Here is a 24,436-nt window from a genome sequence, read left to right on the forward strand (position 1 = left end):
ACACTGCACGGAAGGAGGAGCTAATAACATGACATTGCAAACGATACTTCCATTAAATCTGGAAGCTCTTAAATCATTATCTCAACAAAAGAATGAACCTGCATGGTTGACTGAGAACCGTTTGAAAGCACTTGAACTTGCTTCCAAATTGGAACTTCCTAAACCGGAAAAAACCAAGATCGACAAATGGGATCTTTCGGATTACGGAACTTATCAGGCACCTGTAAAAGTAGCAACATTAGACGAATTACCTCCATTGATCAGTGCATTGGTGGAAGGTAACGAATCCGATAACCTGATTGTGCAAAAAGATTCAGGCGCTATTTTCTCCAGTTTATCTGACGAATTGAAAGCTCAAGGTGTGATTTTTACAGATTTGGAAACAGCTGCTCGTGAACACGAAGAGTTGGTGAAGCCATATCTAACAACAGTCGTTGCACCTGATGAGCATCAATTAACAGCTCTAAATGCAGCGATGTGGAATGGTGGAGCATTCTTATACGTTCCTAAAAACGTAGAAGTAAATATTCCTGTTCAAGCGATCTTTTTGACTGAAAATGCAGGTGCTACATTTGCACCTCGTATTCTAGTAGTAGCAGATACGAACAGTTCTGTAACTTATGTAGATAACTACATTTCATCAGGCGACGATGTTCGTGTGCATAACGGAGTGGTTGAAATTGTAGCAAAAGCGGGCGCTAAAGTTCGTTATGCAACAGTTCACCAATTCGGGGGTAGCACTACAGATATGAGTTACCGTCGTGCAATCACTGAAAATGATGCTTCGATTGAATGGATCATCGGTGAAATGAACGATGGCAATACCGTTACAGATACAGCAACAGTGCTTAAAGGAAATGGATCAACTTCCGATGCAAAAATCATCGCTGTAGGTTCAGGTTCTCAGCGCTTGAACTATACAACCAAAGCGGTTCATTTTGGTAAAGATACAACAAGCCAAATGATCACTCGTGCAGTGATGCGCGAATCTGCAAATGCGATTATTAACGGTATTACCAAAATCGAACATGGTGCAACTCGTTCGAATGGTGAGCAAACAGAGAAAGTATTGATGTTAAGTCCGAAAGCTCGTGGCGACGCGAATCCAATCTTATTGATTGATGAAGATGATGTTATGGCAGGACACGCAGCATCTGTAGGTCAGGTTAACCCTGAGCAAGTTCATTACTTGATGTCGCGTGGTATTACTCGTCCAGAAGCAGAGCGACTGATTATCTACGGTTTCCTGGCTCCAGTCGTATCGGATATTCCTTTGGAACGTTTGCAGACTCGTTTGCAGGAACTGGTTGAAAGGAAGCTAGGTCAGTGAACCAAGCTATCCGCGAGCAGTTTCCGATTTTACATCAGGAAGTAAACGGACATCCGCTTGTTTATCTAGACAATGCAGCAACCTCTCAGAAGCCACAGGTTGTCCTGGATGCGCTCAATCATTATTATGAGTATGATAACTCCAATGTACACCGCGGCGTCCATACACTGGGAACACGGGCGACTGACGCTTACGAAGGTGCTCGTGAAAAGATTGCTCGCTTTATCAATGCCGGACGTAGTGAAGAAATTGTTTTCACACGCGGTACAACAACAGCACTGAATCTAGTGGCTTCGTCCTACGGTCGTCCTCGGTTACAACCGGGTGATGAAATCGTGGTTACACCGATGGAACATCACAGTAATCTGATTCCATGGCAGCAATTAGCCAAGGCGACAGGAGCAACACTTAAATATATTCCATTACAACCGGATGGCAATATTGATCTGGCAGATGTGGAAAAAGTAATTAACAGCAATACCAAAATTGTCTCGGTTGTCTATGTATCTAATGTGCTTGGCGTTGTGAATCCAGTGAAACAAATTGCTGAGATCGCACACCGTCATGGAGCGATTATGGTGGTAGACGGCGCACAAAGTACACCGCATATGAAAGTGGACGTACAAGATCTGGATTGTGATTTCTATGCACTTTCCAGTCACAAAATGTGTGGACCTACTGGATTCGGAGCTCTATACGGTAAGCGTCAATTGCTTGCTCAAATGGAACCGATCGAGTTCGGTGGCGAGATGATTAACGATGTGGGATTATACGAATCCGACTGGAAAGACGCTCCATGGAGATTTGAAGGCGGTACGCCGATTATCTCAGGGGCTGTTGGACTGGGAGCAGCGATTGACTTCCTAACAGAAATTGGAATGGATGAAATCGAAAAGCATGAAGCGCATCTTGCGAATTATGCGATGGAACGTATGTCTCAGATCGAAGGCTTAAAAATTTATGGACCTGCTAAGCGTAAAGTCGGTATTGTGACGTTCAATCTGGATGGTGTTCATCCTCATGATCTAGCAACTGTACTGGATACGTTCGGGGTAGCGATTCGTGCAGGACATCATTGCTGTCAGCCATTAATGAGATGGCTTGAAGCAAGTTCGACGGCACGCGCAAGCTTTTACCTGTATAATAATGAACAAGACGTAGATCGCTTGATCGATGCGTTGGTTCAGACGAAGGAGTATTTTGGCGATGAAACTTGATGATCTCTACCGCCGTGTGATTATGGATCACTACAAAAATCAACGTAACCGCGGTTCATTTGAAGACGGAGCGATGACGGTTGAACTGAACAACCCAACCTGTGGTGACCGAATATCTCTACAACTTTTGGTGGAAGATAACAAAGTGAAAGATGCCAAATTTTCAGGAGACGGTTGTTCAATCAGTATGGCTTCCGCTTCAATGATGACAGAAGCTGTAAAAGGCAGAACTTATGAAGAAGCACTTGAACTTGCAGACCGCTTCTCTGCTCTCATGAAGGGCGAAGATGTGGAATTTGAAGAATACGAAGAGATCGAAGCCCTATCTGGAGTAAATAAATTCCCTGCTCGCATCAAGTGTGCTACGTTGGCCTGGAATGCCCTACGCAAGGGAATTGTTACAGAAGACAACTAAATGCTTCACAAATTAGATGGGGAGGCTACACAAATGGCTAAAACAGCACCAGAAATGGAAGAATATAAATATGGTTTCCGTGATGAGCATAAGTCGATTTTTCAATCCGGTAAAGGACTGAACAAAGAGATCGTAATGGAAATTTCTCGCATGAAAGATGAGCCTGAATGGATGTTAGAATTCCGTTTGAAAGCTTTGGAACAATTTGAAAAAATGCCTATGCCAGACTGGGGCGGCGACATCAGTGACTTGGATTTCAACGATATCCAGTACTATGTTAAAGCATCTGAAGGACAAGGTAAGACTTGGGAAGAAGTACCGACTGAAATCAAAGAAACTTTTGACAAATTAGGTATTCCTGAAGCAGAGCAAAAATTCTTGGCTGGTGTATCCGCTCAGTATGAATCTGAAGTGGTCTACCACAGCATGCAAAAAGAATTGGAAGATCAAGGCGTTATCTTTATGGATACCGATACAGCTTTGAAAGAACATCCAGAAATTTTGCGCGAATACTTTGCTACAGTTATCCCTACAACCGATAACAAATTTGCAGCATTGAATAGTGCAGTATGGTCAGGCGGAAGCTTTATCTATGTACCGAAGGGTGTACAATGTGAAGTGCCTTTGCAGGCTTACTTCCGTATTAACTCCGAGAACATGGGTCAATTTGAGCGTACGCTAATCATCGCAGACGAAGGTAGTATGGTTCACTATGTAGAAGGCTGTACAGCGCCGATCTACAGCACGAACTCATTGCATAGTGCTGTTGTTGAGATCATCTGTAAAAAAGATGCTCGTGTACGTTATACAACGATTCAGAACTGGGCTCCAAACATCTACAACTTGGTAACAAAACGTGCTGTTGCTGAAGAAAATGCAACCATGGAATGGGTAGATGGTAACATCGGTTCTAAATTAACAATGAAATACCCTGCGGTTATCCTTAAAGGACGCGGCGCTAAAGGTATGGTATTGTCTATCGCTGTTGCAGGTAAAGCACAACATCAAGATGCTGGCGCAAAAATGATTCACCTTGCACCAGATACAACATCTACGATTGTGTCTAAATCGATCAGTAAACATGGTGGTAAAGTAACCTATCGTGGTCTAGCATCATTCGGACGTAATTCCGAAGGTTCTAAATCCAATATCAAATGTGATACGCTGATTCTGGATAACCAATCCACTTCAGATACAATTCCGTACAATGAGATCAAGAACGATAACATCACGCTTGAGCATGAAGCGACCGTATCTAAAGTATCTGAAGATCAACTCTTCTACTTGATGAGTCGTGGTCTAAGTGAAGATGAAGCAACACAAATGATCGTTATGGGCTTTATCGAGCCATTTACAAGAGAATTGCCTATGGAATATGCAGTAGAAATGAACCGTCTTATCAAGTTTGAGATGGAAGGTTCTATCGGTTAATTCCTTTTATAGTAAGGATTTTGAATTGAAAAGAGGGACAGAAAAGGGGATTGCCCCGATTCTGTCCCTTTTTTTGTTAAATAAATGTATTTTTATATGGACTAAGTTAATTATTTTTGATCTACATATAAAAAAGCTGAGCAAAAGCGCTCAGCTCGGTTAGTCTAAAGATCTGTCCAACAAAAGGCATTTGATTGAGAAGAACAACCAGCTGGCTCAGCGGCTGAAGCAACAGCACCTACAGACAAAGCAAGAATAGCAGTTAATCCTAAAATAGCTAAATATTTTTTCATATGTAACACCTCTTTCTTTAGATTAAAAAATACTATATCAAATAATTATATCTAATGGAAGTATATGTAATATATGAGTAAGAGATATTTTATCTTAACCAGACATAAGTAAAATAGAGAGGTATGACGAAGATCCAATATAAGCAAGAGAGAATTGATCGTATAGCAATCATCAATTAAGGGATATTACGAATTGAATAATGGATTGGAATTGTAATAGTTGTTTCTAAGGAAGCGACTATTTTATTTGACATAGATGAGATATATCAATGAATAAATATACTTAATATAAATAAACAATTTCAGAATATCTTGAAAATTTTTAATATATGTGTTGCCAACCACATATATCTATAGTATTATTTAGTTGCCGGCAACATAAATATATTGGAGGAATGTGAAATGAAAAATATATGGGACTCTATAAATGTAGGTCATATGAAACTTAATCATCGATTAGCCATGGCACCGATGACTCGAAGTCGTGCACATGCAGATGGAAGACCAGGCGATTTAGCGGCTCTGTATTACGCTCAGCGAGCTTCACTTGGACTTTTAATCAGTGAAGGAACGCAACCTTCTGATGATGGTCAAGGGTATTTAACAACTCCAGGTATTTATACAGAAGATCATATTAAAGCATGGAAAAATGTAGCGGATCAAGTGCATGAAAATAACGGTTATCTATATATTCAATTGATGCATGTCGGAAGAATGTCTCATCCCGATAATACGCCACATCATCGTCAAGCACTGGCACCTTCAGCTATTGCTCCTCAAGTAGGTATGTTTACAGCAGAAGGAATGAAAGATATTCCCATTCCTAAAGAAATGACTATAGAAGAAATTGAACGTACGATTCAAGAGTTTCGTCATGCTGCTGCGTCGGCGATTCGTGCGGGTGCAGACGGTATCGAAATTCATGGAGCAAGTGGCTACTTATTCCATCAGTTTTTTGCCAACAATGCTAATCATAGAACAGATCAGTATGGAGGTACGATTGAGAATCGTGTTCGTTTTGCTTTAGAAGTCGTAACTGCTGTTGTAGAAGAGATTGGAGCAGATCGTGTAGGTTTTCGGATTTCCCCGGGTATGGCTCTTGGAGGAATCGTGGAAGAAGATGCTAATAAAGAGTTGTACCTTTATCTAACGAACCAATTGAATGCATTGAATCTCGCTTACTTGCATATCGTATCCAATCAAAATGATGAATTTCTCAAAGAAGTTCGCCAAGCATGGAAATCGGTTTTACTCGTTAATCGACCGGATCGCGCTTTAGAAGATATTGGAACAGATATCGAAAATGATCTGGCAGATATCGCACCTATAGGTCGTTGGGCTATCGCTAATCCAGACTTTGTAGAACGATTGAAAAAAGGTACAGATCTGAACGAACTTAACCCAAATGGATTGTACGCAGGGGGTCGTGAAGGATATACTGATTATCCTACACTAAAAGAAAAGAAGTGATATAACGTGACACAATCATCTGACATTTCAAGTTATTCAGCTAATTTTTCTATATTTGCTTTGGCACGATCACATAGAGGATTGGCAGCGCAGTTATTACGCAAAATCGGATTATATCCGGGACAAGAAATTATGTTGATGCAGCTAGGTGACAAAGATGGGCAATCTCAAAATAGCTTGGGAAGAACATTAAGACTGGATCATTCGACAGTCGCAAAATCGGTAAAGCGCTTAGAAGATGGTGGATTTGTTATCAGAAAGCGATCCGAAGAAGATAAACGAATTACAAACGTCATGTTAACAGATAAAGGTAGACAGGCTGTAAATGAGATTGCCGAAGTATGGAAAGCCTTAGAAGACATTACTCTAAAAGATATTTCAGAAGAAGAATTGAAAATGTTTATACGCATTTCTAACCAGATGACTGCCAACGTAGAAGCCTTTTTAGATATCGACGACACGTTATAACAAAGAAATAAAAAATTCAATCAAGATACAAGGAGATGACCACATGGGAAAAATGAATGCGATTGTTATTTCTAATTACGGTGGACCTGAAGTCATGGAATTAAAAAGTATAGATATCCCTGTTCCTCAAGCCGGACAAGTGCTTGTACAGATCAAATATGCGTCTGTTATACCGTTAGATTTTAAAATTCGTAATGGCTGGCTCCAAGTGGTATTCCCAACTTCGTTTCCTTATATTCCGGGTAACGCTATGGCAGGAGAAATTGTATCTGTAGCTGCTGACGTTACAGACTTCCAACCTGGAGATCGTGTCTTTGGAATCGCTAATGGTTCCTATGCTGAATACAGTGTAGCTGCAACCAACCAATTAGTGAAAATGCCAGATCATCTGAGCTTTGAAGATGCAGCGACTATTAAAGGTGGTGCAGACTCTGCTTGGAAAGCTTTATTCACAGAAGGAAATCTAGAAAAAGGTCAGACGGTACTTATTCATGCAGCCGCAGGTGGTGTAGGTCAATATGCTGTCCAATTGGCGAAATGGAAAGGGGCTACCGTGATCGGAACAGCATCTACTTCCAATATTGAATTTATCAAAGAATTAGGTGTAGATCAGGCGATTGATTATACAACTACTTCGTTTGAAACAGAAATTGATCAAGTAGATGTAGTCGTGGATCTGGTGGGTGGAGAAACAGAAGATAGATCGTGGAGCTTACTGAAAGAACAAGGAATATTGGTATCTCTAGTAAAACAACCTTCACAACAGAATGCAGATCTGCATCATGTCACCGCCAAATTTAATACTGAAAACCCTACACCAACCGATTTGGAGATCATCACCCGTTTAATAGCCGACAAAACGTTAAAAACAGAAATAGATAGTATTTTCGATTTGAAAGATGCTTCAGAAGCTTTGCAAAGAAGTGAGAGTAGACGAGGTAGAGGCAGAATTCTTTTGAAAATCTAAAAGAATATTTATTGTTAACATAATCATTTGACGATAGAAGTAGTGGAACTTTATGCTAGGTAAAGTTCCACTACTTTGTATATCGACAAGTCTTTTTTTGTATTGTTTTGCATAGTGAATGTCGATTATTAAATTCTATTTCAACTAAAAAGGAATGAACCAACATGAAAAGCAGGCAAGAAGCGATAGATTACTGTATGGCATACGATAATGTATATGCAGATCATCCGTTTAAAGATGACAACTGGACTTTAATCAGACACCAGCACAACAAAAAAACGTTCGCATGGATTTTTGAAAGAGAAGATCATATCTGGATTAATGTGAAATGTGAACCGGGTATGATCGAGCAGTGGCGCGAAGAATATGAGTCTATCATACCTGCATATCATCTTAACAAAGACCATTGGAATTCGTTGATATTGGACGGTTCTATTTCGGCAAAAGATATGAAGTACTTAATCAGTACCAGTTATGAAATGACCAAGTAATATTCTGTTATGCAGTCCTTATCTATAAAGGCGAAGTAACTGGTTCGCATCTGGGAAATAAACTATCTTTATTTTCTTGTGTTAGGACGGAATGCGAATTTCTTTTTGCTTTTTCCAGCAGAAGCAGAAAAAGAAGTATATCCACCTGCATACATCTGCCCGATCTGATAGCCATGTGCTTTGGCAAGTTCTGCTGGACTGATATGCTCTTCTTGTTCCAACAACTTCAATAACACTTTGGCTGTCGCTCGTGCGTCTTCTAGTGCATCATGATGGTTAAAAGTAATGCCATAATGGTTCGAGATCACATTTAATTTATGAGAAGGCATATGTGCCAGTATTTTTTTGCTGAACAGATACGTACAATAATAGTCAAAAGCAGGATAATCCAGTAGCGCATGATCTAGACAATAACGTAACACACTCATATCGAATGAAGCATTGTGCGCCACAATCGATTTATTTTCAAAAAAAGGCAATAGGGTTGGCCATAACTCTTGAAAAGTCGGTTGTCCTTTGACCATCGCAGGCGTAATCTTGTGAATACTGATATTCATTGGATCAAAATGTTGATTAGGGTTAATAAGCCATTCTTGTTCAAAAACGATTTGTCCTTGAGAGACTTCCACAATACCGATGGAACAGGCGCTAGATCGGCTGGAATTCGCAGTCTCGAAGTCAACAGTAACAAAATCCATAATGATCTACACTCCTATCTAAAGTGATGCTATATATTCTTTGTTGATTCATGATCAATTAGTACATCTTTTAATTATTTCATGTTTATCTTCAAATTACGAACTTTTTAGAACAATGAATAGGTGTAAATTGATTATAAACAATTAACATAGCCACACTTCTAAGATATAAAAACACAAAAATAGCTGAGAATATAAACTCACTCTCAGCTAAGTCTGAACAATGACATGAATAACTTACATAAAAATTTCTTCAATATCCAAATTCGATTGCATCGCCAAGTCTGTGAATCCTTTGTCCGTTTTGATCAATGGACGGAAGAAGTCAGATGGGTTAGTCATAATAATCTGACCAACTTCTCCAGAACTGAGCAATACTTGTTTGCCTATAAAATTAGGCAACATATTTCGGATAAACGTTTGCGCGGTTTCGGCGTGCAATTGGCCAAAGCTCATTTTGTGCAGTTCTTTCAATACACGTAGCAATTCTTGTTTGGTCTGATACACTCGTGCTGTCGTCATAGCGCTGTATACATCCGCTACAGCTGTAATACGTGATAAAGGGTGTATTTCATCAAGGCTAAGTCCATGAGGGTATCCTTTGCCATCCATACGTTCATGATGTTGCAAAGCAACCATTGCACTGATCTTATCTCCTGTAGATTGCATAATGATATCATGACCATAAATCGTATGACGCTTCATTTCTTCGAATTCTTCTGTAGTTAGCCGACCGGGTTTATTTAGAATATGACTCGGTATTTTGGATTTACCTACATCGTGTAGATAACCGGCTTTGCCTGCTTGATATGCTTCTTGTTCTGTATATCCCATCCATGTCGCTAAATAATAAGATAACATCCCTACTTGAAGAGAATGAGTATAGGTATAATTATTATCATCGTTGAGAAAAAGTAAAACAGATACGACATCTTTTTGTTCTTGTAATTCTGTAAGTAAAGGTTCTAGCTTGGCATCTACTTGACTGCCATCGAATTCTCCGCGCGCCGCAGCATTCAAAAATAAATCTTCAAATCCTTCTAAAGCGCTATTAAATTGAACTTTAGCATCTTGAAGGGGATGGCTAGATAAAGATTGGCTAATATCGGCAGGTTCTGAGAAAACTTCTTCAATGTCGACATCATCCACACCATGCTGTAGCAGCTTGGCAATATCTTCCCGCTGAAGAGTATGGCCCTTTTGCATAATATGAATGCCGAATGTATTGAATGTATCTCTAAGAAGCGTATCTCCCGGCTTCAAATCGGTAACATGCACTCTCAATAGTGGGCACCCCGTTTATTAAACAAATTGTAAATGTATCATATCAGGAAAAAAAAGCAGGATCAATGGTTAAAATCAGTTCCTATAGCTCAAGATTTTGGCTGAGTAGGGTTCCAAGGACCTGTCTGAACCCCTTTCCACTCTGAACCATCTGCCCAGATCTCTTTTTTCCAAATTGGTACGGTTTCTTTGAGACGTTCTATAGCAAATCGACTGGCTTCATACGCATCATTGCGGTGAGCAGAAGAGACAGCAATAATCACGCTGGTCTCCGCTATGCCAACAGTTCCTATACGATGACTGATCGCACAACGTGTTCCTGTCCATGTGGATGCAATATGATCTCCAATCTTCTGTAACTGATGAAGTGCCATAGGTATATAAGCTTCATATTCTAAATGAACAGTTTGCATAGCACCTGTCATTTCACGAGTGGTTCCGATAAACGTGAGTGTTGCCCCGTGATTGGGATCAATCACTTTAGCGATCACTTCTTCAGCTTGTAAGGGCTCACTGGTAATGAGGTATAAACCGTCCGCTGTCTGTGAAGTGCTAGGTTCTATTCCTGAGCCACCGGATACAGGAGGAATCAAAGCAATTTCATCCACAGGCTTAATGATATTATCGGCTAAAGCATACTCTTGATTAACAGCTGCGAAGGCTCCTTGAATCATTATTTTTGCATCAGGATATTGCTCAGACAAAAGTTCTTTCATTTGGGCGACTGATATGTCCTGAGATTGCGGAACTTCTATAATAACTTGCGATTTGCCAACACGTTCAGCAAGACCTGCAAATAATCGGATAGTATATTGTTGCATAGTATTAAACGCCTCCATGTGCTTTTTGGATCTCTTTAATATATCATAAGTTCATATAGCTATTATAACCCTAATTCAAGGGATCGGATGCAGGAGGATATACAAATGATGGACATGAATGAAGTTGAAGATACATTAACACTATTACACACAAATGATATCCATAGTCATTTTGAAAATATGGGTGCGATTGCAGCGATAGTAGTCGATCGTAAGCAACAATGTGGTGAAGATCAACTATTGGTACTGGATATTGGAGATCATATGGATCGGATGTCTATCGAGACAGAAGGATCGTCAGGTGGAGCCAATATCGATATTATCAATATGACCGGTTATGATGCGATAACGATCGGTAATAACGAAGGTCTGACGTATACACCAGAATTATTGAATCAAGCGTATGCGGGTATTAGCTGCCCGATTATTTGTAGTAATGTAGAAGAGATAGAGAGTGGTGTTCCGCCTGTATGGATGGAGACACATCGGATTATTCACAAAGGAACATGGAAAATAGGTCTTATCGGAGCAACAGCGCAATATAGCGATTATTATGAACTCTTAGGTTGGAATGTTAGTGATCCTATATCCAGTCTAGCGCCATGGGTAGCCAAGCTACGGGGCGAGGTAGATTTATTGGTTGTATTGTCTCATTTGGGATTACCGACCGATCAGAAGCTTGCTGAGCAGTTACCTGAGATCGATGTGATTTTGGGAGGGCATAGTCACCATGTGCTAGATCGTCCGCTGTGGATCGGGACAACGGTACTTGGAGCCGCAGGCAAATTCGGTCAGTATATCGGAGAAATGGTCTGGAAAAAAGATACACAAGGCGCTCGTGCTCATCTACTGGATGGTGGATTGATTCCAATCACTGAAAATATGGAACGAGATGTCTCTATCGAAAATGCGATTGTTCTTCATCGACAACGTGCAGAAGAACGTATGAATCGTACAGTCGCCATGTTAGAAGCGCCTATCGAAATTAATTACGAAACAGAGTCTCCCTTTGGTAATTTGCTTGCACAGGCTGTACGTCAATTTACAGGGGCAGAGTTGTCGATCGTGAATGCAGGTCAACTACTGGCTGATCTGCCCGCAGGAGAAGTGACAGAAGGTCTGCTACATCGTCTGTGTCCCTCGCCTGTTAATCCATGTGTAACCTTGCTTCAAGGAAAAAATATCAAATTAGCGTTAGAGCAATCATTGTTGCCTGAATTTACACACAAAACGATTATGGGATTTGGTTTTCGAGGTAAAGTATTAGGTTGTCTCTGTGTAGATGGCATTGATATCTCGTATGATCTATCACGACCAGCTTATGATCGTATTACTCATATTCAGTTAGGGGATCAACTGCTCGAAGCTGAGAAAAAATACAGTGTAGGTTGTCTGGATATGTTTACATTTGGGATTGGATATATGTCGCTTAGTGAAAGTAACGAGGTCAAATATATATTGCCTGAATTTATCCGCGATCTATTACGGATGCAGTTACAGACACCAGGAGCAGCGTTAGCGTCTGCCGAAAAACGATGGTTTATGGTATGATAAATGAGATCTTGCGTCATATTTTGCATATTTAATGAGTCAAAGAACGTTATGCAATACATGATTTAAGGTTAATACATGAAATAAGGTGAAAGCAAATGACAGTAATACAAAGAAGTGAATGGCCACTCAAAGAGTTATCCCCAAGTTATGATCCGTGGGACCCATTGCTATCACTTCGCAAGTTTGGACGTAATACGTTAACCAGTGTCGAGATGACGGTGACGAATCTGTGCAATATGCGTTGTGAACATTGTGCGGTTGGAGATTCACTGGTCATGCGTGAACCTGATATGATTCCTTTACCTTTAATGCTCAAACGATTAGATGAAGTAGAACATCTTCAGACGATCAGTATTACAGGTGGTGAACCGACTTTCCGCAAAAAAACGGTGGATGAAGTCATCGTGCCTTTGCTTAAATATGCGCGTGAGCGTGGTATTCGTTCGCAGATCAATTCTAATTTAACATTGGATATTGGTCGGTATGAGAAATTATTGCCGTACTTAGATGTGATGCATATTTCATTTAACTATACATCGGTGGATGATTTTCATGAGGTGGGTTTTGCGAATAGCGGACATCCTGTTCCTCGTGAAGTCGCTGTCAAAATGTATGATAAAATGATTGAAAATTCTCAAATATTAAGCAAAGCCGGTATGTTTATTTCGGCAGAGACGATGATCAATTATCGTACTCATCACAAGTTGCCTGAGATTCATCGATTGATCAAAGAAATGGGTTGCCGTCGTCATGAAGTTCACCCGATGTATGCGGCTGACTTTGCAGCTAATCTACCTGTAGTTTCACTGGCTGAATTCCGCACAGCGATTCATGATCTGTTGGATCATCGGGATCAAGACATGTGGATGTTATTTGGAACATTGCCGTTTTTTGCTTGTAATTCAGAAGTGGAAGATCGTCAATTGATTCAGCGTCTGCGTCGTGAACCTAATGTTACCGTCCGTAATGATCCAGATGGACGTAATCGGGTCAATGTGAATATGTTTACAGGTGATGTATTTGTAACCGATTTTGCAGCGATTCCAGCGTTTGGGAATGTGTCTCATAGTCAGCTTGACGATGTATTTAGCGAATGGAGTAACAATCATCCGTTAAATCAGACTGTCAATTGCCATTGTGATATTGCATCTTGCTGTGGACCGAATCTATTAGTTGCAGATATGTATTACAAAGATACAGATTTTAAATCACGACAAGCTATTTTGTAATTCAATAAGCATTTTGCGTTATCCACTGAAGTAAAATAGAGACAACAACAGAATAACGCAGAATGCTGATTAACTATGGAAGAAATGGGGCGTTCTGGTTGGGCCATTCGGAGTTTGAGATAGGAACTTTAGTATTGAATTTGGCTTTGGTTTTACTGCTCGTATTTTTAAATGGCTTTTTTGTAGCTGCTGAATTTTCACTTGTGAAAGTACGTCATTCTCGCTTGACTCAATTAGAGAGTGAAGGCAACAAGCTTGCAGGATACGCGCTTAAGGTCAACAAGAAGCTGGATGCTTACTTATCAGCTACCCAATTTGGGATTACGCTGGCATCTCTTGGACTCGGTTGGATTGGTGAGCCTGCGATCTCGGAATTACTTGTCGAACCAATTATGTATAAGTTAGGATTCGGTGAATCTCCATTAGTTACGACGATTTCCGTTATTATTGGTTTTGCTGTAATTACATTTCTACATATCGTTATAGGGGAATTGGCTCCAAAATCATTAGCGATTCAGCGTACAGAAGGCGTGTCGTTATTGCTTTCAGCACCATTATTATTCTTTTACCGTGTATTTTTCCCGTTTATCTGGGTATTAAATGCAGCTGCTAACGCTGTATTGCGTACAGTAGGTATTGAACCTGCTAATGAAGCCGAAGCTGCTCATTCGGAAGAAGAAATTCGGATTTTGATGAATCAAAGTGCCAAAAGCGGTGTGATTGATGAAGGCGAAATGGAACTGATGAACAATATTTTTGAGTTCTCTGATTTACTTGCTCGTGAAGTCATGTTGCCACGTACCGATATGACTTGCTTGTATACGAATTTGTCCAAAGAAGAAAATTTGGCGATTATCAATGAAACCAAACATTCACGTTACCCTGTAGCCGTAGAAGATAAAGACCGAATTATCGGTTTTGTGCATATTACAGATGTATTATTATCTCCTGTGAACCAACCGTATGATTTAGTGGCGCTGGCACGACCTATTTTGAATGTGCCTGAATCAATGGAAATTAGTCATGTTTTACAGATGATGCAGAAAAATCATTCTCAATTGACATTGGTTGTCGATGAATATGGTGGAACCGCAGGGATTTTAACCGCAGAAGAGATTTTGGAAGAAATCGTAGGCGAATTGTATGATGAGTTTGAAGATGAACGACCTGATTTGGAACGAGATGGGGATACCATTTCAGTCGATGGACGGATGTTGATCGAAGATGTCAATGAGTTAAGTGGTGTTGAGATCGATGATGATGAAGTCGATTCAATCGGTGGTTGGATGTTTAAAGAGCTTGAAGGTGTACCGGAAACAGGCGGTAAAGTAGAACTGGATGGCGTCACATTTGAAGTGGCTGAAGCAGAACGTCTGCGCATTATGCGTGTACGTATTTATCCTGTTCCTGAGATTGAAGATGATGATAACGATCACGACAATGATTCCGATTAAATAATAGTTGTGCTATACCATAAGTTAGACCTGATTTGAGGGCAGTGTTATGCTGCCCATCATACATAGAGATAGGAGCTACACTGATGAATGAACAGCCGAAGTTACACAAGCCTCAAGCGATGATGTTTGATATGGACGGTACTCTTTTTCAGACAGAAACGGTTCTTTTACCTGCCTATCACAAAACATTTGAAATTCTAAAGCAAGAAGGTCTATATTACGGAGAAACGCCACCGGAAGAAATTATTTTGAGCTGTCTGGGCATGTTGTTAGAACATATCTGGGAACGTGTTATTCCAGGTGCTGGAGCGCCTACAGTGGCACGAGCGAATGAACTATTGTTACAATTGCAACTAGACGAAATGGAAGCTGGCATCTCTGCAATGTATCCACAAGTGACTGAAACGCTACAGTATTTGCATGATCAAGGTGTACGTTTGTTTGTAGCGAGTAACGGTCTAGAAGGCTATGTTAAAGGCGCAGCCGATGTTCATCAATTAACGCCTTTATTTGAAGGAGTATACAGTGCTGGAGAGTACAATACGGCTTCCAAAGTCGATTTGGTAAAATTATTAATGACTACCCATCATGTGACCGAAGCGTGGATGGTCGGAGATCGTTCTTCCGATGTTGAAGCAGGCAAAAAGAATGGACAGGTTGTGATTGGCTGTAATTATGCAGACTTTGGAGATACTGCTGAACTGGAAGGTTCGGATGTGATTATTACTTCATTTGACCAATTAATTACGCTTTATGATCAAGCAGAATAACCTGTGAAAATAAGGGGTTTACCTCTATATGAGTGTCCGTTATTTTACTTCTGTAACCAAATCAGTTAATCTGTAAAAGTTCAAATCGCAAATGATTGGGTACAATATAAAAATGATATTAAAGAAAGCAGGGATACAATAATGAATATTTATGACAAAGCTAATGAACTATCGAAATCGATCCGTGAAAGTAAAGAAGTAGAAGATATTACAGCTGCTATGAAACTGATCGAAAGTGATCCAGAAAGCAAACGTATGTTAGATGATTTCCGTACGCGTCAAATGGAAGTTCAACAACGTATGATGTCTGGAGATATGCCGAACCCGGAAGAAATGGAACAAATGGAAAAAGTATTTGAAGTGTTGAACTTGAACTTGAATATTCGTCGTTTGTTCGATGCAGAGCAACGTCTAAGTGTAATTATTGAAGATATTAACAAAATTATTACAGAAAGCTTGAGCGATCTATACGGCGGCGACAACGTATAATTCGTAACCATCTGTTTCAGTAAATAGCTATAATGAAATTATAACAGGTGAATAACTATCCTAAATTTAAAGTATATATTTTTTTGAATACATATGTATTTTTAAAAAGATATATCAAAATAGTGCCATCACAAGCGCCTCTAGCCAGATATCTATGGTTGGAGGCGCTTGTTTTTGTGCTATAATCAATTCAGAGTGATACAGATCAAGAACGGTGGTGTTACAGTTGGAAGAACAGGATGAGACGATTACAAAGCATGAGCAGTTATTGCAACATATTGAAAAGCTACAAGTAGGCAGTAAAATTTCTGTTCGTAAACTAGCCAAACATATGGGAGTGAGCGAAGGAACTGCTTATCGTGCTGTGAAAGAAGCCGAAAATATGGGAATCGTAGTGACCCGTGAACGTATAGGTACGATACGTGTAGAAAAGAAACCACGCGGAATCTCAGAGCAACTTACATTTGCTGATGTCGCTGAGATTGTCGGCGGTCAAGTGTTTGGCGGAAGCGGTGGACTGAATAAAACGCTTGTGAAATATGCGATCGGTGCGATGAAAGTCGAAGCGATGATGCGTTATGTTGAAGCAGGAAGCTTATTGATTGTCGGTAACCGTGAAGATGCTCATTCGCTTGCACTGGAACATGGAGCAGCTGTTTTGATTACCGGAGGATTCGGCACGAGTACAGAAGTGAAAGCTTTAGCAGATCAATGTGATTTGCCTATTATTTTATCCCGTCATGATACGTTTACAGTGGCTTCAATGATCAACCGTGCTATTTTTGACCGAATGATCAAAAAGAAAATTATGCTGGTTGAAGATATTATTGCAGGTAAGCCGAAGCCAGAAGTGCTTAAAGCTTCAAGTACAGCTCAAGATTTTCGTGAAATGACTGAGAAAACAGGCTATGCACGTTTAGCGGTCGTGGATGAATGGAATCGAGTGATTGGGATTGTAGGACGAAAAGAAATCGAAGAACTACCCGCAGAACAGCCAATCGAAAAAGTATTAATTCGTCGCCCGATTACAGCGACGTTACAGACTTCGCTTGCTTCAGCCGCACAGACGATGATGTGGGAAGGTGTCGACTTTTTACCAATCGTCGATCGTAATCGCAAATTGATCAGCACGGTGACCCGTCATGAAGTACTGCAAGCGATGAGAGATGCCCAGCAACAACCGAATACAGGTACAGGTGAAACATTCGATCATTTGATCTGGAATGGATTTGCAGAAGAAAAAGATGAAGATGGTGGTATCGTATTTCATGGCTTTATTACTCCACAGATGGCTACCGATTTGGGAACTATTTCCGAGGGAATCTTAACAACAGTCATGATCCAAGCAGCAACACGTACCGCCAAATTACTAAGCGGATTCGATTACGTGTTAGACAATATGAGCACGTATTTTCTACGTCCGATACAGATTGAAGATGCCGTAGTCATTCGTCCAATTGTACTCGAATCCAGCCGCCGCACATGTAAGTTAGAAATCCAAATGTCCTACGATGAACTACCCGTAGCCAAATGTATCCTAACCTTACAATCCATTGACCACTAGCACTTGGCACCATAAGTGCGCCTAGTCTAATAAAAAAGTGATTTTTGCAAAGCAAAATATCTTACGATCAGCACTTGGCACCATAAGTGCGACCCATTTCAGTAAAAAGTGATTTTTGCGAAGCAAAATATCTTACGATCAGCACTTGGCACCATAAGTGCGCCTAGTCCAATAAAAAGAAGCACTACAGGATCAACTCACCTGTAGCGCTTCTTTTTTTACAAAATTCCTATTTCATGTATCCATGCTAGTCTCACTACAGCAACCCATTATCAGACCTGGAATTTCTCGACCATTCTTTTTAACTCTTGAGCGACATCAGATAATACTTCAGAAGAAGCAGCGATTTCTTCCATCGTAGCTAATTGTTGTTCGGTTGCAGCAGATACCGATTCAATCTCACCTACTGAGGTATTCGTAATGTCTGACATTTGATGAACCGAACGGATCACTTGCTCTGTTCCTTTTGAAAGTGTAGAAGAAGCATCTGATACACTTTGGATATTGAAAGTCACTTCTTGTACATACTGACGAATCAGGCCAAATGATTGTTCTGCCGTGTGCACAGCCGAAATACTTTGAAGTACTTCTTGAGAGCCTGCTTCTGTACGATCAACAACTGTGTGGATCTCAGACTGAATACTATCGATTAGAGCACTAATCTGACTGGCAGAAGAAGAAGCTTCATCAGCTAAGTTACGAATTTCTTTAGCCACTACACTAAATCCTTTACCATGTTCTCCTGCACGAGCAGCTTCGATTCCGGCATTCAGTGATAATAGATTCGTTTGCTTAGCGATCTGCGCAATCACATTGACAATCTGTCCTATCGTTTCTGAATGATTGTTAAGACTATGAACCGAACCGGAAAGCTCTCCGAAAATAAATTTCAATTTATTGATTTCCGTATCAGCCGCTTTGAGAGCGGTATCGCCTTCATTAACTTTGTCTGAAGCCATAACTGCTTTGGAAGCCACTTCTTGAGCACTACTTGCGATTCCTTGAATACCATCTGCCATTTGATTCACGGTGGTTGACGTATGCCCTACATATTCCATTTGACGATCTGAGCCTTCAGCCATTTCTTGAATCGATAAAGCGATATGTTGAGAAGCGTTAGACGTTTCACCAGCGCTCGCTGTTAATTGTTCGGATGAAGAAGCAAGATGAAGGGATGTATCTTTTAAATGAGACACCATTTCTCGTAGACTGTTCGTCATCGTCGCTAGAGCATTAGATAATGCACCAATCTCATTCTTGGATTTGATATCCCATGTGGACGTAAGATCGCCATTTGCGACAGCTTCTGTAACTTTAACCAATTGCATAATCGGTTTGGTTAGACGAGTAGAGAAAATGTAACCCGCTATAATAGCAAGGATCAGAGAGATCACTAATATAATGATACTGTTCCGTAATAGAATAGTAGAATCCGCCATAATTAAGTTATATGGCTTTTCACTAAAAATACTCCATCCGGTTAACGGATCTTTGGCATAAGAAACCAATACTCGATCTGATTTTTCACCATACGATAGTGTGCCTGCAATCCCTTGTGAAGCACTTTGGAAAGAAGGAGTATCCTTGATATCTTTATCCAGTGAATTCGTATCAGGATGAGCAAGAATCGTTCCCGTACGATCTGCAATATAAGCTGTCTGACCGTTTGTAGAAAATTCTTTGGCATATGCACTCATATTATCTAAAGGTAAAGTCACTTGAAGCATACCACTTAGTGTGTTAGTCGTATCGAATACAGGGTAAGCAACAGTAACGATCTTTTTACCAGTCGTTTTGCTGACCAAAATATCCGAAATCACTTGTTTTTGAGTCGCCATCAATTGTTTGAAATAATCACGATCACTTGTATTGCTCAAATCGCCATCTGAACTTTTAGCAATTTGTTGTCCGTCGGTAGCGGTAAAGATAATCGCTTGAATTTCAGGATGTAATTTGCCGACAGATGATAATAAATTTTTAACTTGTGGTAATTGTGCGGGTATATATTCTTTGATCTCTGGATTCTCAGATAATTGTTGCAACATCTCAATTTCCGAATTAATTAAAGCTGTTGTTTTTTGAAGAACCAAATTCACATTCTGTTCATTCATGCTGTACGCATCTTTTTCAATTTTGTTGCTTGTACTAATCATACTGAACGTTCCGTACACCAGTAATGGAATAAGTGCGATTAACGACATAATCATAATCAATTGCTTTTTCATTGTTATTTCCCCCGATAGATAAAATCAATCAAATTTGATATTGATGATTTTATCGGTAAATATTTCAATAAGTTTAGAATTTTTGTCAGCATATGTCGAAATAAGCGTAATAACCCATCCTATCTAACAACAGATGCATCATTTATTGACGGATATGATAAAATAAGAAGTAATGGATTGTGATTCAAAACCGATCTGAAAATCAATGATTTTAGCGAAAGTAGGGAAGCGTATGACCCCATTTGTTCACCTGCATGTGCATAGCGAATACAGTCTACTGGACGGGGCTGCGCGCATAAGGGATCTTGTGAGCCAAGCCGCAGAATCAGGCATGACAGCAATGGCTCTTACCGATCATGGAGTAATGTATGGAGCGATTCCATTTTATAAAGCGTGTAAGCAACATGGTATTAAGCCGATTATTGGTTGTGAAGTGTATTACACTGCTGGATCACGTAAAGAAAAAGCAGCACGTAAAGATCAACCGATTCATCATTTATTGTTACTAGCCAAAAATGAGATCGGTTATCGTAATCTAATGAAATTAAGTTCGATTGGACATTTAGAAGGATTCCATTACAAACCTCGTGTGGATGCTGAAGTATTGCAACAGTATCATGAAGGTATTATTTGCCTGAGTGCTTGTCTTGGAGGAGAGATTCCACAACATTTATTACATGAACAACCGGAAGAAGCCAAAAAAGCCGCTCTTCGTTATCAAGCGATTTTTGGTGAAGATTTCTATATAGAATTGCAAGATCATCATATTCCTGAACAGAAAAAAGTAATGCCGTTATTAATCAATCTGGCTAAAGAGCTTAATATTCCATTAGTCGCTACCAATGACGTTCATTATTTAACAGAAGAAGATGCCAAAACGCAAGATGTTCTCATCTGTATTGGTACCGGTAAAACAATGGATGATGAAGGTCGTTTTCGGATTCCAACGAATCAATTGTATCTAAAAGACAGTGAGCAAATGGAATCGTTATTCCGTCATGTGCCTGAAGCGATTACGAATACAAACGTTATTGCAGATCGTTGTGACTTGGAACTGACTTTTGGCGAATCACTGTTACCGTCGTATTATCCGATTCCAGATGAATTATCACCTGAACGTTATTTGGAACAATTGTGTCGTACAGGATTAGAGCAACGTTATCAAGATACGATGTACTGGACAGATCCTCAAGAACGTCAACACATCGAAGAACGCTTAAATTATGAATTAAAGGTAATTGGTAGTATGGGATTTGCCGATTATTTCCTGATTGTATGGGACTTTATGAAATATGCACATGCTCAAGGCATTGTAACAGGCCCCGGGCGGGGTTCCTCAGCAGGAAGTCTGGTTGCTTATGTACTGGAAATTACCAATGTCGATCCGATCAAATACAAATTGTTATTTGAGCGTTTTCTTAATCCTGAGCGGATCACTATGCCTGATATTGATATCGATTTTAGTGATCTACGCCGTGATGAAGTGATCGAATATGTCGTTTCCAAATATGGAAGAGACCATGTGGCACAGATTATTACATTTGGTACATTAGCTGCGCGTGCAGCCGTACGTGATGTAGGACGAGCACTCAATGTTCCTTACGCAGATACAGACAAAGCCGCCAAGTTAATTCCTGCTCAAGTTGGCATGACAATCAGCAAAGCGTTAGATCAAGTTCCCGAATTACGTGATCGTTATGAAAAGTCTGCACCTGTTCGTGAAATGATCGATACAGCGCTTAAGGTTGAAGGTATGCCACGTCATGCTTCTACGCATGCCGCAGGGGTAGTGATTTCAAGTGGAGTATTAACTGATATTGTGCCAATCCAAGAAGGTAGTGAGATTGCCGTATTGACTCAATATCCGATGGAAAGTCTAGAATCGATTGGTATGCTTAAAATGGACTTTCTGGGTCTACGTACATTATCTATTATGGAACGCTGTATGACATGGATAGCAGAACAAGAAGGACATCCTGTTGATTTCTCTAAGATTTCAGACCATGATCCACAGACCTATGAAATGCTAAGCCAAGGCGATGCAATGGGCGTGTTCCAGATGGAATCTCCGGGTGTACGGCGTGTGCTGCGTGATCTTAAGCCTACAGCCTTTGAAGATATTGTATCGGTGGTGGCTTTGTATCGTCCGGGTCCAATGGACTTTATTCCCAAATATATTGAATCCAAGCATGGTCGTACCGTTCCAGAATATCCACATCCCGATTTGGAACCGATCCTGAGCGATACGTATGGCATTATCGTGTATCAAGAGCAGATTATGCAGATTGCTTCACAGATGGCTGGATTTACACTGGCAGAAGCCGATTTGCTACGCCGAGCGGTTTCGAAGAAAAAGCGCGAAATTTTGGATGAGGAACGGGTGCATTTTGTTAAAGGAAGTATAGAACAGTCTTACACTGAACAAGAAGCTAATGTGGTCTACGATATGATTGTACGATTTGCAGATTACGGATTCCCGAGAGCTCATGCAGCGGCTTATGGTGTACTTGCTTTTCAGACGGCGTATCTCAAAGCGCATTATCCGGTACAATTTATCGCTTCGATGTTAACTGCTGTAATGGGAACACATCGTAAAGTAGCTGAATATGTATTGGAATGTCGTCGTATCGGTATAGAAGTATTACCACCTGATGTGAATACCAGTGGAGTGACATTTACTCCGGTAACAGCAGCGATGCAACAAGAGTTAGAGCAACAATTATTATCTAAAGAATCGGCAACTGATGATGAGAATGCGGAGGCTCAAGATACAGCTTCATCGTCAGAATCACCGAATTCATCACAAACTTCTTCATCTACAGGTAATATTCGCTTCGGTCTAGGCGCAGTCAAAAATGTCGGTACACAAGCGATTAATAGCATTATTAAAGAACGTCAAGATCGTCCGTATGATAGCCTGATCGACTTTTGCCGTCGTGTCGATCCCAAAGCGTGTAATAAGCGTGTAATTGAATCTTTGATCCAAGCAGGTGCATTTGATAGTCTACCCGGACACCGTGCACAATTATTAACGATGCTTGATGATACGATCAAAGAAGCTGCCAAATGGCGCAAAGAACGGGAAGAATTACAGATAGAAATGTTTGCCGATCTGGGATTTGTAGAGACCCATAACTGGGAAGTATCTTATCCAGATGTTGCGCCTTATACAACCGGAGAACAACTTGAATTTGAACGTGAATTGTTAGGATTGTATTTATCAGGACATCCGTTAGATGATTATGAGCAAGTGATCGAAGATAGTGGATTGTCCCGTCTGATGAATCTACATGAAGGCGAAGATGAAAGTATTGTCGCTGTAGCAGGTATGGTCGTATCGCTTAAACTGATCACAACCAAGCAAGGAAAATCGATGGCTTTTATGGAGCTTGAAGATCAGATTGAACGGTGCGAAGTTGTTCTTTTCCCTGAAGTGTGGCGTAAAAGTAGTACGTTAGTAGATAAAGGATTACTGCTCAGTGTACGTGGTAAATTGCAAAAAGAAGATGAAGGATTCAAATTGTTAGCTGAAGAAGTAGTGACGTTGAGTGAAGAGTCTGCACGCGAATTAGCGACCAGAGCTCGTCAACGGATGCATATCGCCAAAAATAAAGCTACTGCACAGACCAAACAGACCAACAAATCGTCATCCACTTCAACCGCTAAGCCTTATACCAAAAGTACAACGTCTGCGAAAAGTGTAGCGCCGACTGAGCAAGAGACGGTTCCTTCTTCATCTGCTTCAGGTGTAGCCAGTGTAGTAAATGATGCACCTCATACCGACAGTCATCCTGAACCGGTATTGAAGCAACGTGTATTTATCAAAATTACCAAAGAAGCTCAACAAGCAGATAAATTAGCAGTACTCAAAAAGCTATTAGCGAGTCATCCGGGGCCTGTAGGTACGTTGTTATTTTATGAAGAAACGCAAAAATTATTTGATCTTAGTGAAACGTATAGCATCAAACCTTCACCTGAGCTATTTCAGGAAATGGAGCAGATGTTAGGCGAAGGCACAGTTAAAGTAAAATAAGTCTATTATGCTAGAGCACATTGATTGTCAACCCGTCAATGTGCCAATTTATCTTCACTTATCTTTGTTGCGATAAAAAAGTGTGGTATGTTATCATTATCCCATTATGTGGGCTTAAAGTGCTGTAACCGCTTCGTTATTCTTTTAAGTCCAATTAGGCTCGGTATAAATGAACAATATATGATATGAATTCCATCGCTGAGGAATACGTACATGGCTGGAGAGGTGTA

The 24,436-nt window shown here is 40.3% G+C and carries 20 protein-coding genes; 15 read left to right on the forward strand and 5 right to left on the reverse strand.

Translation table 11 applies throughout. From position 1 onward, the window contains the following. Positions 1 to 28: 28 nt before the first annotated feature. The 4 genes from sufD to sufB are packed head-to-tail and all read left to right on the forward strand — an operon-like array spanning position 29 to position 4,393. Positions 29 to 1,330 carry a Fe-S cluster assembly protein SufD gene (sufD, locus tag PaeCFBP13512_RS07875; RefSeq protein WP_069326963.1) on the forward strand — a complete coding sequence of 434 codons (1,302 nt, stop codon included), beginning with the start codon at positions 29 to 31 and terminating at the stop codon, positions 1,328 to 1,330. Continuing rightward, positions 1,327 to 2,547, forward strand: a complete 1,221-nt coding sequence (locus PaeCFBP13512_RS07880) for a cysteine desulfurase (protein WP_069326964.1) — start codon at positions 1,327 to 1,329, stop codon at positions 2,545 to 2,547. Before sufD ends, PaeCFBP13512_RS07880 begins: the two co-directional genes overlap by 4 nt. Beyond that, the gene (gene sufU / locus PaeCFBP13512_RS07885) at positions 2,537 to 2,962 is read left to right on the forward strand and encodes a Fe-S cluster assembly sulfur transfer protein SufU (protein ID WP_069326965.1); all 426 of its coding nucleotides are present in this window, start codon (positions 2,537 to 2,539) and stop codon (positions 2,960 to 2,962) included. The genes PaeCFBP13512_RS07880 and sufU overlap by 11 nt, the downstream gene beginning before the upstream one ends. Before the next feature lie 33 nt (positions 2,963 to 2,995). Beyond that, on the forward strand, positions 2,996 to 4,393 hold the full coding sequence (gene sufB, locus PaeCFBP13512_RS07890) for a Fe-S cluster assembly protein SufB (protein ID WP_069327101.1): 1,398 nt from the start codon (positions 2,996 to 2,998) through the stop codon (positions 4,391 to 4,393). Between the two features lie 164 nt (positions 4,394 to 4,557). On the opposite strand, the gene PaeCFBP13512_RS23580 is transcribed toward sufB, so the two are convergent. Then, positions 4,558 to 4,686: a hypothetical protein gene (locus PaeCFBP13512_RS23580; protein WP_275094486.1), complete on the reverse strand. Its 129-nt coding sequence runs from the start codon at positions 4,684 to 4,686 to the stop codon at positions 4,558 to 4,560. Between the two features lie 402 nt (positions 4,687 to 5,088). Here PaeCFBP13512_RS23580 and PaeCFBP13512_RS07895 point away from each other — a divergent pair, with 402 nt between their 5' ends. The 4 genes from PaeCFBP13512_RS07895 to PaeCFBP13512_RS07910 all read left to right on the forward strand — a co-directional run bounded on the left by PaeCFBP13512_RS07895 (position 5,089) and on the right by PaeCFBP13512_RS07910 (position 8,082). Continuing rightward, the gene (locus tag PaeCFBP13512_RS07895) at positions 5,089 to 6,156 is read left to right on the forward strand and encodes an alkene reductase (RefSeq protein WP_137222320.1); all 1,068 of its coding nucleotides are present in this window, start codon (positions 5,089 to 5,091) and stop codon (positions 6,154 to 6,156) included. A gap of 6 nt (positions 6,157 to 6,162) precedes the next feature. Continuing rightward, the gene (locus PaeCFBP13512_RS07900) at positions 6,163 to 6,624 is read left to right on the forward strand and encodes a MarR family winged helix-turn-helix transcriptional regulator (RefSeq protein WP_069326967.1); all 462 of its coding nucleotides are present in this window, start codon (positions 6,163 to 6,165) and stop codon (positions 6,622 to 6,624) included. Between the two features lie 43 nt (positions 6,625 to 6,667). Next, entirely contained in the window at positions 6,668 to 7,591 is a 924-nt protein-coding gene (locus PaeCFBP13512_RS07905; RefSeq protein ID WP_137222322.1) for an NADP-dependent oxidoreductase, read from the forward strand. A gap of 164 nt (positions 7,592 to 7,755) precedes the next feature. Further along, the gene (locus tag PaeCFBP13512_RS07910) at positions 7,756 to 8,082 is read left to right on the forward strand and encodes an MmcQ/YjbR family DNA-binding protein (protein WP_069326969.1); all 327 of its coding nucleotides are present in this window, start codon (positions 7,756 to 7,758) and stop codon (positions 8,080 to 8,082) included. Positions 8,083 to 8,150: 68 nt separating this feature from the next. On the opposite strand, the gene PaeCFBP13512_RS07915 is transcribed toward PaeCFBP13512_RS07910, so the two are convergent. From PaeCFBP13512_RS07915 to PaeCFBP13512_RS07925, 3 genes are all read right to left on the reverse strand, one after another. Beyond that, on the reverse strand, positions 8,151 to 8,780 hold the full coding sequence (locus PaeCFBP13512_RS07915) for a 3'-5' exonuclease (protein ID WP_137222324.1): 630 nt from the start codon (positions 8,778 to 8,780) through the stop codon (positions 8,151 to 8,153). Between the two features lie 237 nt (positions 8,781 to 9,017). Next, complete coding sequence (locus tag PaeCFBP13512_RS07920) at positions 9,018 to 10,064, reverse strand: HD-GYP domain-containing protein (protein ID WP_137222326.1); 1,047 nt, start codon at positions 10,062 to 10,064, stop codon at positions 9,018 to 9,020. An 89-nt stretch (positions 10,065 to 10,153) separates the two neighbouring features. Continuing rightward, on the reverse strand, positions 10,154 to 10,885 hold the full coding sequence (locus tag PaeCFBP13512_RS07925; protein WP_137222328.1) for a molybdenum cofactor biosynthesis protein: 732 nt from the start codon (positions 10,883 to 10,885) through the stop codon (positions 10,154 to 10,156). A gap of 108 nt (positions 10,886 to 10,993) precedes the next feature. Here PaeCFBP13512_RS07925 and PaeCFBP13512_RS07930 point away from each other — a divergent pair, with 108 nt between their 5' ends. The 6 genes from PaeCFBP13512_RS07930 (at position 10,994) to PaeCFBP13512_RS07955 (ending at position 17,948) form a co-directional block, all read left to right on the forward strand. Beyond that, a complete protein-coding gene (locus PaeCFBP13512_RS07930) occupies positions 10,994 to 12,436 on the forward strand; it encodes a bifunctional metallophosphatase/5'-nucleotidase (RefSeq protein WP_137222528.1) in 1,443 nt (480 codons plus the stop codon). 98 nt (positions 12,437 to 12,534) lie between these two features. Continuing rightward, positions 12,535 to 13,668, forward strand: coding sequence for a radical SAM/CxCxxxxC motif protein YfkAB (yfkAB, locus tag PaeCFBP13512_RS07935; RefSeq protein WP_069326973.1), 1,134 nt, complete (start codon positions 12,535 to 12,537; stop codon positions 13,666 to 13,668). A gap of 62 nt (positions 13,669 to 13,730) precedes the next feature. Further along, entirely contained in the window at positions 13,731 to 15,122 is a 1,392-nt protein-coding gene (locus tag PaeCFBP13512_RS07940; protein ID WP_069326974.1) for a hemolysin family protein, read from the forward strand. A gap of 86 nt (positions 15,123 to 15,208) precedes the next feature. Next, on the forward strand, positions 15,209 to 15,895 hold the full coding sequence (locus tag PaeCFBP13512_RS07945) for an HAD family hydrolase (RefSeq protein WP_137222330.1): 687 nt from the start codon (positions 15,209 to 15,211) through the stop codon (positions 15,893 to 15,895). Between the two features lie 141 nt (positions 15,896 to 16,036). Then, the gene (locus tag PaeCFBP13512_RS07950; protein ID WP_069326976.1) at positions 16,037 to 16,384 is read left to right on the forward strand and encodes a YlbF family regulator; all 348 of its coding nucleotides are present in this window, start codon (positions 16,037 to 16,039) and stop codon (positions 16,382 to 16,384) included. Positions 16,385 to 16,610: 226 nt separating this feature from the next. Beyond that, positions 16,611 to 17,948: a DRTGG domain-containing protein gene (locus tag PaeCFBP13512_RS07955; protein WP_069326977.1), complete on the forward strand. Its 1,338-nt coding sequence runs from the start codon at positions 16,611 to 16,613 to the stop codon at positions 17,946 to 17,948. A 272-nt stretch (positions 17,949 to 18,220) separates the two neighbouring features. Here the strand turns inward: PaeCFBP13512_RS07955 and PaeCFBP13512_RS07960 are convergent, their stop codons facing one another. Continuing rightward, positions 18,221 to 20,173 carry a methyl-accepting chemotaxis protein gene (locus PaeCFBP13512_RS07960; protein ID WP_069326978.1) on the reverse strand — a complete coding sequence of 651 codons (1,953 nt, stop codon included), beginning with the start codon at positions 20,171 to 20,173 and terminating at the stop codon, positions 18,221 to 18,223. Positions 20,174 to 20,405: 232 nt separating this feature from the next. On the opposite strand from PaeCFBP13512_RS07960, the gene PaeCFBP13512_RS07965 reads away from it, so the two are divergent. Further along, positions 20,406 to 24,206, forward strand: a complete 3,801-nt coding sequence (locus PaeCFBP13512_RS07965) for a DNA polymerase III subunit alpha (protein WP_137222530.1) — start codon at positions 20,406 to 20,408, stop codon at positions 24,204 to 24,206. Positions 24,207 to 24,436 lie beyond the last annotated feature (230 nt).

Source organism: Paenibacillus sp. CFBP13512 (assembly GCF_005233705.1).
Taxonomy (GTDB): Bacteria; Bacillota; Bacilli; order Paenibacillales; family Paenibacillaceae; genus Saccharibacillus; species Saccharibacillus nuruki.